This window comes from Pararhodospirillum oryzae (genome assembly GCF_007992075.1).
In the GTDB taxonomy this organism is placed as follows: domain Bacteria; phylum Pseudomonadota; class Alphaproteobacteria; order Rhodospirillales; family Rhodospirillaceae; genus Pararhodospirillum; species Pararhodospirillum oryzae.
The window spans coordinates 1-14,708 of record NZ_BJZO01000090.1 but is presented as its reverse complement, the minus strand read 5'-3'; the positions used below and the strand labels follow the sequence as shown (position 1 = coordinate 14,708).

At 66.7% G+C, this 14,708-nt stretch carries 9 protein-coding genes; 6 read left to right on the top strand and 3 right to left on the bottom strand.

Going from position 1 to position 14,708, the window contains the following annotated elements; all coding sequences use genetic code 11:
- Window positions 1–90: 90 nt before the first annotated feature.
- On the bottom strand, window positions 91–405 hold the full coding sequence (locus ROR02_RS13740) for a cysteine-rich small domain-containing protein (protein WP_147164614.1): 315 nt from the start codon (window positions 403–405) through the stop codon (window positions 91–93).
- A 152-nt stretch (window positions 406–557) separates the two neighbouring features.
- On the opposite strand from ROR02_RS13740, the gene ROR02_RS13735 reads away from it, so the two are divergent.
- The 3 genes from ROR02_RS13735 to ROR02_RS13725 all read left to right on the top strand — a co-directional run bounded on the left by ROR02_RS13735 (window position 558) and on the right by ROR02_RS13725 (window position 7,410).
- Window positions 558–1,337: a glycosyltransferase family 25 protein gene (locus tag ROR02_RS13735; RefSeq protein WP_147164613.1), complete on the top strand. Its 780-nt coding sequence runs from the start codon at window positions 558–560 to the stop codon at window positions 1,335–1,337.
- 69 nt (window positions 1,338–1,406) lie between these two features.
- Window positions 1,407–4,982, top strand: coding sequence for a double-strand break repair helicase AddA (gene addA, locus ROR02_RS13730; RefSeq protein ID WP_147164612.1), 3,576 nt, complete (start codon window positions 1,407–1,409; stop codon window positions 4,980–4,982).
- 310 nt (window positions 4,983–5,292) lie between these two features.
- A complete protein-coding gene (locus ROR02_RS13725) occupies window positions 5,293–7,410 on the top strand; it encodes an ATP-binding protein (RefSeq protein WP_147164611.1) in 2,118 nt (705 codons plus the stop codon).
- Between the two features lie 26 nt (window positions 7,411–7,436).
- Here the strand turns inward: ROR02_RS13725 and ROR02_RS13720 are convergent, their stop codons facing one another.
- Entirely contained in the window at window positions 7,437–8,486 is a 1,050-nt protein-coding gene (locus ROR02_RS13720) for a hypothetical protein (protein ID WP_147164610.1), read from the bottom strand.
- A gap of 278 nt (window positions 8,487–8,764) precedes the next feature.
- Between ROR02_RS13720 and ROR02_RS13715 the strand changes: the two genes are divergently transcribed.
- From ROR02_RS13715 to ROR02_RS13705, 3 genes are all read left to right on the top strand, one after another.
- Window positions 8,765–10,603, top strand: coding sequence for an ABC transporter ATP-binding protein (locus tag ROR02_RS13715; protein WP_246135553.1), 1,839 nt, complete (start codon window positions 8,765–8,767; stop codon window positions 10,601–10,603).
- A gap of 161 nt (window positions 10,604–10,764) precedes the next feature.
- On the top strand, window positions 10,765–13,629 hold the full coding sequence (locus ROR02_RS13710) for a bifunctional diguanylate cyclase/phosphodiesterase (protein WP_246135552.1): 2,865 nt from the start codon (window positions 10,765–10,767) through the stop codon (window positions 13,627–13,629).
- Between the two features lie 23 nt (window positions 13,630–13,652).
- Window positions 13,653–14,393, top strand: a complete 741-nt coding sequence (locus tag ROR02_RS13705) for a J domain-containing protein (protein ID WP_147164608.1) — start codon at window positions 13,653–13,655, stop codon at window positions 14,391–14,393.
- Window positions 14,394–14,406: 13 nt separating this feature from the next.
- On the opposite strand, the gene ROR02_RS16665 is transcribed toward ROR02_RS13705, so the two are convergent.
- Window positions 14,407–14,708: hypothetical protein (locus tag ROR02_RS16665; RefSeq protein ID WP_218032820.1), on the bottom strand; the 302-nt coding region annotated here is incomplete at its 5' end.

The following is a 14,708-nucleotide window of genomic DNA, read 5'->3' as shown; positions in this document are numbered from 1 at the left end:
TTCGGGAACCCTTTCCCAAGGGCATCCAAGGCGTTACCCGATCGCCCTGGCGCCCTGATCGGGCCCGCCCCCACGCTCCCCTGGAGGGGGTCACGTGTCGCGCCCGCGCCGGGTCTGGGGCTGGCCATCCCAGGGCACCGGGCGCTTCAACCATTTCTGAATGAAGTTCCACGAGGCATGATAGCCATCGTGGGGCAAGGTGCACCCCGAGCAGTCCTTGCGCACCAGCCCGTTGCGATCGGTGTACAGCTTGTAGGGACCGGGGCAGGCGTAGGCGATCAAGGGACAGTAGCAAAACAGGCAGTTGAATTCCCGCTTCACCCCCTTGTGGCACGGATAGAACGGGCAAGCCGTGTTGGTGAAGCCCTTGTAGGCTTCGTTGACGGTGGTGTCCTTGGGTTCCATGACGGCTCCTTGGTCAGCGGAAATGACAGCCGGTCCCAAACGCCCCGGCCTGCGCCCTTGACGAAACGGCGCAAGACACGCTATGCGCCGCCCCTGATGGCTCGGGTGGTGGCCCGGGTCCCTGTGCCCTGTCAAGCGCGAGGTGCCGTTGCATGGCCACAAGCCCCCCCGTGCGGACCGGTGTGTTCGTCATCAACCTCGAACGCTCGGACATCCGGCGCCAGCGCGTTTTGCGCGGCCTGGCCAAGGTCGGGGTCGAGGCCACGGTGTGGAAGGCCGTCGATGGCGCTTCCCTGGATGTCGCGACAGCGCCCCGCTACGACCAGGCCCGGCGCCTCGCCCGCTTTGGCCACGACCTGACCCCCAACGAAATCGCCTGCGCGCTCAGTCACCTGGCCTGCATCGAGGCGGCCCTGGCCGAGGGCTTCGACAAGATCTGCATCCTGGAGGATGACGTGATCGTCGCCCCGGATTTCAAGGCGGTGCTCGACGCCTGCTTTGCCTTGCCGGCCGGCGCCGACATGGTCAAGCTCTATGGCCTGCGCCGGCGCCCCAGCCGCCCGGTCGCGGAGCTGACCCCCACCCGCACCCTGGTCCGCCCGCTGCACGCCACCTGCGGCGCCCAGGGCTACGTGCTCGACCGCGTGGGCATGAAAAAGGCCCTGGCCGCGTGCACCCCCTTGATCATGCAGATCGATATCGCGCTGGATCGCTATTGGGCCAACGGCCTGGCCCTGTTCGCGGTGCTGCCCTCGCCCTTGATCGAACCCCAGGATCTGCCCTCCGACATCAACGCGCCCCGGGTCGATCCCTGGCGCGCCGTGCCCCATCGCTGGTTGCGCCTGCGCCTGAAAATGCACAAACTCCTTGATAGCGTGCGCCGTCATGGCGTCAATCTGGCGCGGGGCCTGCGCCGGGGGCCGGTGCGCTAATTCCGCCTCCTTTCCGACCGTGCCCGCCCCGCTCCGGCAAGGAGTCCTTTTGCATGGGCACACCGCGCGATGGCCGTTCCTGATTCCGCCCGGGCGCAACGGCGCGCCGCCGACCCCCGCGCCTCGGCCTGGGTGGCCGCCAGCGCCGGCACCGGCAAGACCAAGGTCCTCACCGACCGGGTGTTGCGCCTCCTGCTGGATGGCGCCATGCCCCAGCGCCTGTTGTGCCTGACCTTCACCAAGGCCGCCGCCGCCGAGATGGCCAACCGCATCGCCGGGGTTCTGGCCGGATGGTCGGTGATGCCCGACGACGCCCTGGACGGGGCCCTGGAAACCCTGCTGGGCGCGCCCCTGGATCCGGGGCCCGAGGGCGCCGCGCTGCGCCGGCGCGCCCGCCAGTTGTTCGCCCGCGTGCTGGACGCGCCGGGCGGACCGCGCATCCAGACCATTCACAGCTTCTGCCAAACCCTGCTGCGCCGGTTTCCCCTGGAAGCCGGGGTCGCCCCTCATTTCGAGGTTCTCGACGAGCGCGAGGCCCAGACCCTGCAAGTCAGGGCCCGCGAGGCCCTGGCCCACCGGGCCCTGGTCGCGCGGAGCCCGACCACTCCGGGCGAGGAAAACGCGGATCCCCTGGCCGAGGCGCTGGCCGAGGTGGCGGGCCACCTGGACGAAACCCGCTTCGACGAGGTGATGGCCGGGCTGCTGACCCGGCGCGGGCGCCTGGAACAGGCGCTCAAGGATCTGGGCGGAGCGGCGGGCCTGGCCCGGGCCGTGGCCACGCACCTGGACGTGGACCCGGCCGACACCCCCGAACGGATCCTCCTGGCGGCGGGGCGCGACGACGCCTTCGACGCCCCGGCCCTGCGCCTGGCCGTCCAGGCCCTGCTGGATCACGGATCGGCCAAGGACGGCGAGCGCGCGGCCCTGATGGCGCCTTTCCTGGCCGAGCCCACGGCCGGGGGACGCGTGGCCCTGTTTGGCGCCTATCTGGACGCCTTCCTGACCCGCACCGAGCAGACCCCGGTCAAGACCTTGTGCACCAAGGCGGTGGAAACCAAACGACCGGGCACGCGCGATGTCCTGATCGCCGAGCAAACCCGTCTGGTCGCGGTCCACGCCCGCTTGAAACGGGCCGGGGTGGCGCGGGCAACCATTGCGCTCATGACCCTGGCCGACGCGGTGCTGGAGGACTACCAGCGGCGCAAGGCCCTGATGGGACGCCTGGACTACGAAGACCTGATCTTGGCCACACGAAGGCTGCTGGAGGACGGCAGCGCCGCCGCCTGGGTGCTTTACAAGCTCGACGGGGGCCTGGATCACCTGCTGATCGACGAGGCCCAGGACACCAGCCCCGAGCAATGGGCGATCGCCCGCGCCCTCGCCGATGCCTTTTTCGAGGATAGCAGCACCTGGAGCAAGGAACGCCCGCGCACCGTGTTCGCCGTGGGGGATCGCAAGCAGTCGATCTACGGCTTCCAGGGCGCCGACCCCCAGGCCTTCGACGACGCGCGCGACCATTTCAAGGACCGGGTGGAGGCACTGGGCGGGCGTTTTGAAACCGTGCCCCTGAACCTGTCGTTTCGCTCCACCCGGCCGGTGCTGGACGCGGTCAACAAGGTGTTCGCGCAAAAGGCCGCCCGCGATGGGGTGGCCGGGGCCGACGAGGATATCACCCACCTGCCTCACCGTGCCCTGGACGCGGGGCGGGTCGAGGTGTGGCCGGCGCTGAAACCCGAAAACCGCGCCGATCCCGAGCCGTGGAAGCCACCGGTCGAGCGCATCCGCACCGAAAGCGCCCGTACCCGGCTCGCGCGCGTGGTCGCGGCCCACATCCAGCGCCTGACGGACGGCAAGACGGTGCTGGAAAGCCGGGGCCGGCCGGTGCGTCCCGGCGACATCATGGTTCTGGTGCGCCGGCGGGGCGGCTTTGAAACCGACCTTGTGGGAGCGCTCAAGGCCCTGAAGGTCCCGGTGGCCGGCGTGGACCGGCTGGTGCTGGCCGACCAGATCGCGGTCATGGACCTGATCGCGCTGGGCAAGGCGCTGCTGCTGCCCGAGGACGACCTGAGCCTGGCGTGCGTGCTCAAGGGCCCCCTGGTCGGGCTTTCCGAGGAGGCCTTGTTCACCCTGGCCCAGGGACGGCCCCGGGGGGTGCGCCTGTGGTCGCGCCTGGGAGCCCATGCCGGGGCCCGGTCCGAGTTCGGGCGCGCGTGGGCCGAGCTGGCGCCCTGGCGCGAGCGCGCCGGCACCGTGGGCCCGCATGCGTTCTATGCCCATGTCCTGGACGGGCCCGGCAATGGCCGGCGCCGCCTGCTGGCGCGGCTGGGGCCCGAGGCGGAAGACCCGATCGACGAGTTCCTGGCCCTGACCCTGGCCTTCGAGCGCGGCGCGCCCCCCTCGCTGCAAGGCTTCCTGACCTGGCTGGAGCAAGGGGACGTCGAGATCAAGCGCGACCTTGACCAGGGCGAGCCCCAGGCGGTGCGCATCATGACCGTGCACGGCTCCAAGGGCCTGCAAGCGCCGATCGTGATCCTGCCCGACACCCTGGCCAAGCCCCGGGGCACCGAAACCCTGTTGTGGGATACCTCCGCCGACGGTCATCCCCTCCCCTTGTGGTGCCCGTCGCGCGCCTTGCGCGACGACACGGTGACCCGCCTTCTGGAGGCGGCCCAGGCCGAGCGCGACCGCGAATACCGCCGCTTGCTGTACGTGGCCCTGACCCGCGCCGCCGACCGCCTGATCGTGTGCGGCTGGGAAACCCGCCAGACCGCGCCGTCGGATGCCTGGCATGGCCTGGTTCGCGACGCGCTGGCGCCCGACGCCACGGAATGCCTTGATCCCTTCCTGGTCGCGGCCGGCCTGCCCGAGGCCCCGGTGCTTTGCCTGAGCGCCGCCCAGGAGCGGGCGGTGCCCCCGACCAGTGCCCCCCCGCCGGTGCCGGTTCCGGCTCCGCCCGCCTGGCTGGAACAGCCGCCGCCGCCCGAGCCGGTGCCGCCGCGCCCGCTCGCGCCCTCTCGCCCCGAGGACGACCCGCCGGCGCTGTCGCCCCTGGGCGACGCCCGCGACCCCAAGCGCTTCCAGCGTGGCCGGCTCATTCACCGCCTGCTTCAGGTCCTGCCCGAGGTCGATCCGCCCCAGCGCCCGGCCCGGGCCCGCGCCTGGCTGGCACGGCCCGTGTGGGGCCTGGATGACGCCGGGATTGATGCCTTGCTGAACGAAACCCTGGCGGTCCTCGATCATCCGGCATGCCGGGCCGTGTTCGCGCCCGGCTCGCGCGCCGAGGTCCCCCTGGTCGGACGCCTGGGCAGCTACGTGGTCAGCGGCCAGGTGGACCGGCTCCTGGTCGAGCCCGGGCGCGTGCTGGTCGCCGATTACAAGACCAACCGCCCGCCCCCCGCCCGGGTCGAGGACGTGGAGCGCGGCGTGCTGCGTCAGATGGCCGCCTACCGGGCCGTCTTGCGCCGGGTGTTTCCGGGGCGAAGCGTTGAGGGCGTGCTGATCTGGACCGATGGCCCCCGGGTCATGCCCCTGCCCGACGCCCTCCTGGACGCCGCCGCCCTTGGCCTGGACGACACCACCACCATCCCCCTTGAGACTCCGTCAGCGGCGGAGGGACACGATCAGACCTTGGATCCCCTCGTCTGAGTGTGTCGTTTCGGGAAAGGCGGTGCCCGTTTTTCAAGGCATCCCTTTGTCTCGAAATAAAAAAGATGGCGACCTCCTCCCCTTTCCCTTTTCAAGATCGTGCCCTGGCCCCATGTGCCACCTGACCCGTGCCCCTTTCTGAAACAGGCGCTTCTTGCCCCTCGTTGAGGGTCTCCGTCGCACGATCGGAAAAGAGGCCGGGGGAAACCCGTGTCGGCTCCGGTTTTTTACCGTGACGCCCGGAGGCCCCTCACGCCTTGCCCCCCCTCGGAGGCCGTTTTTCACGCCGCCCCAGCAAGGATGCCCCGCGTTGCTCCGTCCTTCCTTTCTTCGCCGGTTTTCCCGGCCCCGCTTCAGACTGACCGGGGCATTTTTGCTGGTTCAAATGGTCCTTGCCGCCCTTGTGCTGGCTCATCATGGCTTTCTTCTCGACTGGGATCTGGAGGCCCGCCTTCACGCCCGCCTGGATATCCTGAAGCCCGTCTTGGATGTTTCCTTGAGGGAAGATCTGATTTCAACAAAGCAAAAGGCGATTCAGGACATTCTTTCTCGGCTCGTCACCGCGCCCCAGGCCGGGATCGTTTTCATCGTGATCCGCGACGAGGAAGGGCATCTGATCGGACACGCGGGCCCCGTGAATCCCGCCACCCCGCCACTGCCCAGCCGGTCCCTGACCGGAGGGGTTTACGTGGTCGAGCAAGACCTGGCCGTTCACAACGAAAAAATCGTCACCGCGCTGATTGGTCTGTCCACACGCATGACACCACTTTCCGATGGCATTCGACCTGGCCCCTGGTTAGGGGTGATTGTGTTTTTCTTCTTTTTATTAGTGGTTATAAATGTTGCTTTTTTCCATTTTTTGCGCCGCTCCATGAGTGGATCGATCAGCACGTCTTTTGGACACGACGAGGGAAAAAATTCCTCTCCCGAAAATCAGAATTCAGCAGCGGAAGAAAAAGCATTCCTAAAAACGCTCCTTCAAACCATCCCGCAAATGATCTGGCTAAAGGATCCGGATGGGGTTTACCTGTCCTGCAACAAAAAATTTGAAACATTTATTGGTAAATCCGAAAAAGAAATCGTTGGACTCACCGACTACGATCTTCTTGATCGGGACCTGGCCGATTTTTTCCGCGCCCACGACCGGATCGCCATGGCCGCCGGCAAGCCAACCACCAACGAGGAATGGCTTACCTATGCAGTCGGCGGCCACCGCGTCCTTTTGAGAACGACCAAAACCCCGATGCACGACGAGGCGGGAACGCTGATCGGGGTCGTGGGCGTGGCCTACGATATCACGGAAATCCGCCACACCGAGGAAGCGTTGCGCCGCAGCCAGGAAACCTTGGAGGAGGCGCAACGGGTGGCGGGCATCGGCAGCTGGGAGCTGGACATCCCCAGTGGACAGCTGGACTGGTCGGACCAGACCCGACGAATCTTCGACATGCCGGCCGACACCCCCGTGACCCTTGATCTGTTTTTCTCGCGGCTGGTGCCCGAGGATCGCCCGGTGGTGCAAGCGGCCTGGAAAGCCGCCCTGGCCGGGGCTGCCTACGACATCGAGCACCGCATCGTCACCGGGCAGGGCACGCGCTGGGTCCGGGAACGAGCCGAGATCAAGCGCCAAGCGACCGGGGAGCCGAGTCGCGGCATCGGGACGACCCAGGACATCACCAACCGCAAGACGGCCGAGATCAAGTTGCTGGTCACCATTGATGCCCTTACCCGGTCCAACACGGAGCTGGAACGCTTCGCCTACATCGCGTCGCACGACCTGCAAGAACCCCTGCGCTCGATCGTTTCGTTTACCCAGCTGATTCAGCACCGCATGGGGGACACGCTGCCCGCCGAGCATCAGGAGAGTTTCGCCTTCGTCATCGCGGCGGCCAAGCGGATGAGCCTGTTGATCCAGGATCTTCTGTCGGTCTCGCGGGTCGCGGCCAAGGGCATGGCCTTCGTGCCCGTGGCGCTGGGGGCGTCGTGCCAGGCGGCCCTGACCAATCTGCGCGAAAGCATCCTGGAAAGCGGCGCCGAAATCGAGGTCGGCGACCTGCCCCTGGTCATGGGCGACGCCATCCAGCTGATGCAGGTTTTCCAGAACCTGATCGGCAACGCCATCAAGTTCCGCGCCAAGGACCGCCCGCCCGTGATCCGGGTCGCGGCACGGCAGGGCAGCGGGGCCTGGCGGATTTCCATCGCCGACAACGGCCTGGGCATGGGCCCCACCGATCAGGATATTTTTGAAATGTTCCGCCGGCTTCACCCGGCCAACGCCTATCCCGGCACCGGCATTGGCCTGACCGTGTGCAAGCGCATCATCACGCGCCACGGCGGAACCATCTGGATGGAATCGGAGGAAGGCAAGGGCAGCACCTTCCACTTCACGCTGCCCAACGCGGACGCAAGCCCTGGCGACCCCGCGCCCTGACCGCCCGATAAGCCCAGGCCGTCTGTTTACCCCAGCGCGGCCAGCATGGGCGCGCTGTCGTCGATTCGCTTGATGTTATCCAGACCCTGGCGCATCTCGCTCATGATGAACTCGGCGCGCTTGATCGGCCCCCCCGAGTTCTCCTTGGGGAACAGGCGGATCCAGGCGTTCATTTTCACGGTCAGACCGCACAGAACCCCGCCGATGGTGGTGTGATAGGCCTCGATCAGCGCCTTGACCTTGTGGAAGCGGTCCGCCGTCAGATCATCCCACATTGATTTCGTGGAACGATCGAAGTTCTCGAACCGGCCGGTGATCCCCGCCGACAGTTCGTTCATCGTGCTTTCCATCATCGTCAGGGTATTGAGCAGATTCGGATCCTGACGAAGCTGGTAGTTATTGCGCAGCTGGTACATGGAACTGATGAAATTTTCCAGCAGGGGCGCCAACTGATCCAGGCAATTGCGATAATATGACAGAGAAAGGAAAATATCCCCATAATCCTCAAGGAATTTAGGAACATCCTGAATGCCGATGCCCAGCTTGTCCGCCATCTGCTGAAGACGCTGCTTGGCTTTTTTAACATCCGGGTCCCGGAACAGCTTCACCACGTCCTCAAAACTATTGATAACCAGATTATCATCCCCGTAGATCTGCATGATCAAGGGGTACGTAAACTTTGTCATATAGCTTGTCAGCTGCTGACTTTTCTCGTCCGAGAGCTTCAAGGCCTCCTGGTTGCCGATCGGAATGCCGGCCTCGCGCAACAAGATCCGCAAGGAGTAAACATCGTAGCTTTCCAAGGTGGCCAGCTTGCTCAGCATCACCATGTCGGGGTGAACCCCCTGTTCGGGGTCCCACCCAAACAACTTGGGCAGGCCGGTGACTTCGATCTGGCCGCTTCCGGTCTCGATATCGCCGAACATTTCAATGACACTGCGCAGACGAGCATTTTTAATCATGCGTGCCCGCTTGAGTGCGGGTGTCTCCAGCGGAATGATGTCCAGCGGGAGGACGAACAGCGAATCCATGTCGCTGTCTTCAATCGGCGTCAGCTTGCGCTCTTCAACGATCATTTCCGACTCGTTCCCCATCAGACCTTGGGGGTGACTGTATCCAAACCGACAGGCCCTGTCTTGGGCAAACTGCCGTTTTTTGCCGGGGATGCGCTCCCCTGGTGACGACCCCACGCCCCGCTGCTAGAGTGCGCCCCGAAAAGCGGGAATGGCTTTTCGGATAAGTCGAACGTAAAAACAAAAAGTTAAGGCACCGTGTCCGGATCCGGTTCAACGCACGGCGCTTCAAGATCCACGTCCTCATTCTTCCCCTTATCTTGAAACCGGAAGGCTGCCTGGTGTCGCTTGCCGCCCCACCCGATCGGACCGCCCGCCCGCTTGCCACCCGCCTGATCCTGGGCCGCCTTGCCCGCGATTTTGCCCGCCCGCGCCTGGGCCTGATCGCCTGGGCGGTGGCCTGGATGCTGGTCTTGGCCGGGGCCACCGTGTTCGTCGCCCATATCCTGCAGCCCGCCATAGACGGCATCGTCAAGGGGGGCGATCCGGCCGCCTTGTGGGGACTGGGCGCCAGCATCGTGGCCGCGTTCACGCTCAAGGCCGTGGCCAACGCCTTTTCCACCGTTCTGGTCGCGCGCGCGGGGCTGGAGGCGGTGTCGGATGCCCGCAACCGCCTGTACCGCCACCTTGCCGGGCTTGATCTCGGCTTTTTCCAGGCCACCCCGGCGCCCACCCTGGCGTCGCGCTTCACCGTGGACCTGTTCCAGTTGCGCTACGCGGTTTCCGACGGGCTGACCAGCCTGGGACGCGACCTGCTCACCTTGGTGGGCCTGGTGGGGTACACGGTATGGCTGGACTGGCGCATGGCCCTGCTCGCCTATCTGGTGCTGCCGCTCGCCGTGTGGCCGATCGGCCGCCTGGGCCGGCGGGTCCGACGCATCGCCGGACGCACCCAGGCCGAACTCGGGCGCCTGAACGCGCGCCTGACCGAAACCCTGCGTGGCCTGCGCATGGTCAAGCTGCACGGCGCCGAGGCCAGCGAGCGCGAGCGCGTCCACGCCCTGATCGACACCGTGCGCGCCCTCACCTTCCGCGCCGAGCGCACCCGGGCCCTGGTCACGCCGATCATGGAACTGTTCGTGGGCGTCGCCGTTGGCGCCGCCGTGCTCTATGGCGGGACCCAGGTGCTCGACGGCCGGGTGAGCCCGGGCGAGCTGGCCTCGTTCCTGGGCGCCTTGATGCTGGCCTACCAGCCGGCCAAGCGGCTGGCGAACCTCCATGCCTCCTTGCAAGAGGGCCTGGCGGCGGCCGAGCGGATGTACGCCCTGCTTGACCGCGCCCCGGCCGTGGTCGAGGCCCCGAAGGCCCGGGCCCTGGCCTGGACGCAAGGGGTCGTGCGCCTGGAACAGGTGTCGTTCGCCTATCCCAGCCCGCCCTTGCCGGACTCCCTCCCGGGCTCCGCCCCCCCTCTTGCGGACGGCCCCGCGTTCCGCCCGCCCGCGGCCCTGCAAGACGTGAACCTGGAACTGCATCCGGGCCAGGTGGTCGCCCTGGTCGGCCCCTCGGGGGCCGGCAAGACCACCGTCTTGCACCTGATCGCGCGCTTCATCGATCCGACCAGCGGCCGGGTTCTGATCGACGGCCAGGACGTGCGCGACGTGACCCTGGCGTCCTTGTGGGCGCGCGTGGCCCTGGTCAGCCAGGACGTGATGATCTTCGACGACACGGTGGCGGCCAACATCGCCTATGGCCAGCCCGACGCCGCGCCCGGGGCGATCCGCGAGGCCGCGCGCCTGGCCGGCGCCGACGCCTTCATCCGGGCCCTGCCCCAAGGCTACGAGACCCCCTTGGGCGAACGGGGTGTTCGGCTTTCGGGAGGGCAGCGTCAGCGCCTGTCGATCGCGCGCGCCTTCCTGAAAAACGCGCCCTTGCTGTTGCTCGACGAACCCACCGCCGCCCTGGATGGGGAATCCGAGCGCCAGATCCAAGAAGCCCTGGCCGCCTTGATGACCGGACGCACCACCTTGATCGTGGCCCACCGGCTGGGAACCATCCTGAACGCCGATGCCATTCACGTTCTAAAGGAGGGAAGGATCGTGGAAAGCGGTCGACACGCCGACCTTCTTGCCCTCGACGGTCTGTACGCCCGCCTGGTGGCCGCCAACCGCCAGGGTGCTTGACCCCCTTGCAACTCAAACCCCTTCCCTGGGACCGCCGACACCAAAATCAGTCATCGATTCCGAAGCCTTGATGTCCTATCCTCGGCACCGGAATCCTTCGAGCCCGTGACCTCCCCATGGGCCGGGGTCCCGGAAGAATTCCACAACGATTGAGGTCTGGCGTGGTTTTTGAAGACGGTGTGACGGCCCTGCTGTCGGCGGTCACGGACGCGGCGCCCGAAGGGCTGATCGTCCTGGACGAGGCGGCGCGGGTGGTCGTCTTCAACCAGGCCGCCGAACGTCTGTTCCGGCGTCAGCGCCGCGAGATCCTGGGGCTCGGCCTCGTCAACCTGCTGGGCGACAAATACCCGGCCCTGGCCGCCCTTCTGGGCCGCGAAACCCGGCCCGGCGACGATCTGGGCGCGCTGGGCAAACGCTACCTGACCATCGCCCGCCCCGATGGCTCCCCCCTGATCGCCGAAATGAGCTTTGGCAGCACCGAGATCGACGGGCGCCATCATGTCGTCGCCCTGGTGCGCGAGGCCACGGCCCTGCCGTCCGGGCCCGATACCTGGCTGGAAACCGAGGAGCGCCTGGGCAACTTCGCCTCGAACATGCCGGGCATCGTGTTCCAGCGCGTCATGCGCCCCGACGGCACCTTGTACTATCCGTTTTTCTCCACGGGCGTGATCGACATCCTGGGCTACCAGCCCGAGGAAATGACCACGGCCCGCGATGGCTGCCTGGACGCCATCCACTGGGCCGACCGCGATACCTACCTGGAAACCCTGCGCCGCTCGGCCGCCGCCTTGACCCAGTGCACCGAGGAATACCGGGCCATCGCGCGCAACGGCGAGGTCAAATGGCTGTCGGGCACCGCCCAGCCCCAGGTCATGCCCAACGGAGACGTCTTGTGGGACGGGGTGCTGATCGACATCACCGACCGCAAGCGGGCCGAGCTGTGGCTTGAGATGATCATGAACCATGCCGCCGATGGGATCGTGACCATCAGCGAGGACGGCCTGATCGAATCCGCCAACGCCGCCGCCGGCAGCGTGTTTGGCTACGAGGCCGAGGACCTGATCGGGCGCAGCATCGGCATCTTGATGGCCGAAAGCGAAGCAGCCTGGAGCGACGGCCTGCTGCAACGCTACGTTCAGACCGGCGAGGGCGCCCTGATCGGCACCGGCCCGCGTGAAATGCGTGGCCAGCGCCAAGATGGCAGTGTCTTTCCGCTGGAGATGGCGTTGTCCGAGGTGCTGACCGAGGGACGGCGGATTTTCATCGCCGTCATCCGCGACATTACCCAGCGCAAGGAAACCGAAAACGCCCTGATCGCCACCCAGGAGCGGCTGCAAAACATCGCCGACAATGTGCCGGGCCTGGTCTTTCAGCGGGTCCTCACCGCGCAAGGCGAGCTGCGCTTCTTGTACGTGAGCAACGGCGCGCGCGAGGTTCTGGGTTTCGAGCCGCGCGAGCTGCTCGACGATGGCCGCTTGCTGCTTGATGCCATGGCGCCCGACGACCGCGAGGCGTTCATGGAGGCGCTCAAGCTGTCGGCCACCCGGCTGGAGCCGATGGAAGACGACATCAAGGTGCTAAGCCGCACCGGCGAGGAACGCTGGCTGCGCGGCTGGTCGCGCCCCTACCGCCTGCCCGATGGCTCGGTGGTGTGGGAAGGCGTCAGCCTGGATGTCACCGACCGCAAGCGGGCCGAGGGTCGCCTGACCTTCCTGGCCTATTACGATCCCCTCACCGGTTTGGGCAACCGCTCGCTGTTCATCGAGCGCTTCGAGCGCGCCCGCCTGTTCGCCCAAAGCATGGGAACCTGGGTCGTGGTGCTGTCGCTGGGCCTGGACCGCTTCAGCATCATCAACGCCACCATCGGCCACACCATGGGCGACAAGGTGCTGGTGGCCGTGGCCCGGCGCCTGTTGCAAAGCCTGGATGCCGGAGCCATCGTCTGCCGGGCCGGCGGCGACCGTTTCCTGGTGATGCTCACCGGGCTGAGCACGCTGCCCGACCTGCACGAGGCGGTGGAAGGCCTGCAGGCCACCTTTGAACACCCGATCGAGGTCAACGGCCAGCAATTCGATCTCACGGTGTCCATTGGCGCCTCGGTGTATCCCACCGACGGCCACGAGGCCGAAACCCTGATCATGCACGCCGATGCCGCCTTGCACCGGGCCAAGGAGGATGGCGGCGGCGGCTTCCAGGTGTTCACCGAGGAAATGGGCGCCCGCGCGGCCAAGATGCTGACCATGCAGCACAAGCTGCGCCGCGCCCTGGACCGCCAGGAATTCATGGCTTATTTCCAGCCCCAGGTCGACATCGCCACCGGCGCCATCATCGGCTGCGAGGCCCTGGCCCGCTGGCAAAGCCCCGATGACGGCATGGTGCCCCCCGGGGTGTTCATCCCCGTGGCCGAGGAATGCGGCCTCATTGATGCCATTTGCCTGCAAATCCTCGTTGATTCCTGCCGCTGGATCGCCGAGTGGCGCTCGCGCGGGCTGCCCGAGATCACGGTGGCCGTGAACATTTCCGGCCGGCAGTTCCACAATTCGCGCCAGCTGATGAGCATCGTCGAGCAGACCCTGGCCGATGCCGGCGTGCCGCCGCGCCAGCTGGAACTGGAACTGACCGAAAGCTCGGCGATGAACGACCCCGAGAATGCCATCAACGTGGTGCGCATGTTCCGCGACCGGGGCGTGGCGTGCTCGATCGACGACTTCGGGACCGGGTATTCCTCTTTGTCGGTGCTCAAGCGCTTTCCCATTCACAAGCTCAAGATCGACCGCAGTTTCGTCATGGACGTGACCAACGACCCCAACGACGCGGCCATTGTCCAGGCCATCGTGGCCCTGGCGCACGCGCTAAACCTCAAGGTGGTCGCCGAAGGGGTGGAAACGCTGGAGCACCTGGAGTTCCTGCGCTCGGTGCGCTGCGACACCATCCAGGGCTATTTGTTCTCGCGTCCGCTCCCGGGCGAGGCGATGGCCGAGTTCCTGGCCCAGGGCAAGCCCGAACCCCACCCCGTGACCTCGTGACCCGGGTGCGACCGCGTCCTGCCATGGCGATCGAAGTCAAGCATTCCTACACGGTTCCCTGTGCCAGCGCCTTTCGCGACGCCACCCTTGACCTTGCCTATCGCCGGCGGGTCAACGCCGGTGATCTTGCGCGCTCGGTCATGCTGGTGGTGCCTCCGGCGGTGGTCGAGGCGACCGAGGATCCGGGCGAACCGCCGCCCGGAGATCGGGAAATCGTCATCTTGAAGTCGGGGCCCTCGGCTGGCCGGCCGTGGCGGCGCAAGCCCCGCTTGCAGGTGCGCATGGTGCGCGGCTACACGGTGCCCTTCGTGCGCAAGGCGCTGGCGGTGGCGCTTGCCCTCGACAGCGGCGCCTTGCGGGTGCTGGTGGATGGCGAGGCCTGCCCCCCGCTCCCGGCCATTCTCGCGGATTCGATCCCCCAGGCGCCTCCCCCTGCGCCCGAGCCGCCTCCCCCGCCTCCCGGGCCCGATCTCTCCGCCACCGTGACCCGCCTGGAAGCCGAGATCGAACGCCTGCGCCAGGAACGCGACCGCCTGCGAGGGTTTTTACCCCTGCTCACCGGCGACACCTTGCCCGAAGGCGTGGGCTCGCGCGAGGAGGCCCTGTACGTGCTGGGCTTCCCCCCAGGCTCGGACCCCGATCTGGGGGTGGTGCGCAGCCGTTTCCGCCAGCTGGCCACCGTGCTGCACCCCGACAGCGGCCTGGGCGACAACGCCCGCATGAGCCAGCTCAACCAGGCCATGGCCTTCCTGCGCGGACGATAGGGAGGGGCGCCCCCTATCCTTCGGCGGGGATTTCCTCGATCGTCCACGGCACCACGGCGGACAGCTCCCTGGAACCGCCGATTTCCGCCGTGACATCAAGCACGGCAAGGCATTGGCGGAATTTCTGTAGCATGTTGGCTTGGCGCGGTTTTCTTGAAGGCTGAAGCCTGTCGGGCTCGAAAGTCTCTTCCATGTGAAGAGCACATCGTATTTTCACCACGCGCAGGCACAACGCGGCGAAATTCCGCTCTTCCTCGCCGCCCGTTTTTCGCGCGCAAACCAGCCCCGCAAGCGTATCCCTGAATTTTTGAGTGA

Excerpts from the sequence above, each read along its gene's own strand:
- ROR02_RS13740 (WP_147164614.1), bottom strand. The coding sequence starts at position 405 with ATGGAACCCAAGGACACCACCGTCAACGAAGCCTACAAGGGCTTCACC.
- ROR02_RS13735 (WP_147164613.1), top strand. The coding sequence starts at position 558 with ATGGCCACAAGCCCCCCCGTGCGGACCGGTGTGTTCGTCATCAACCTC.
- addA (WP_147164612.1), top strand. The coding sequence starts at position 1,407 with ATGGCCGTTCCTGATTCCGCCCGGGCGCAACGGCGCGCCGCCGACCCC.
- ROR02_RS13720 (WP_147164610.1), bottom strand. The coding sequence starts at position 8,486 with ATGATCGTTGAAGAGCGCAAGCTGACGCCGATTGAAGACAGCGACATG.
- ROR02_RS13705 (WP_147164608.1), top strand. The coding sequence starts at position 13,653 with ATGGCGATCGAAGTCAAGCATTCCTACACGGTTCCCTGTGCCAGCGCC.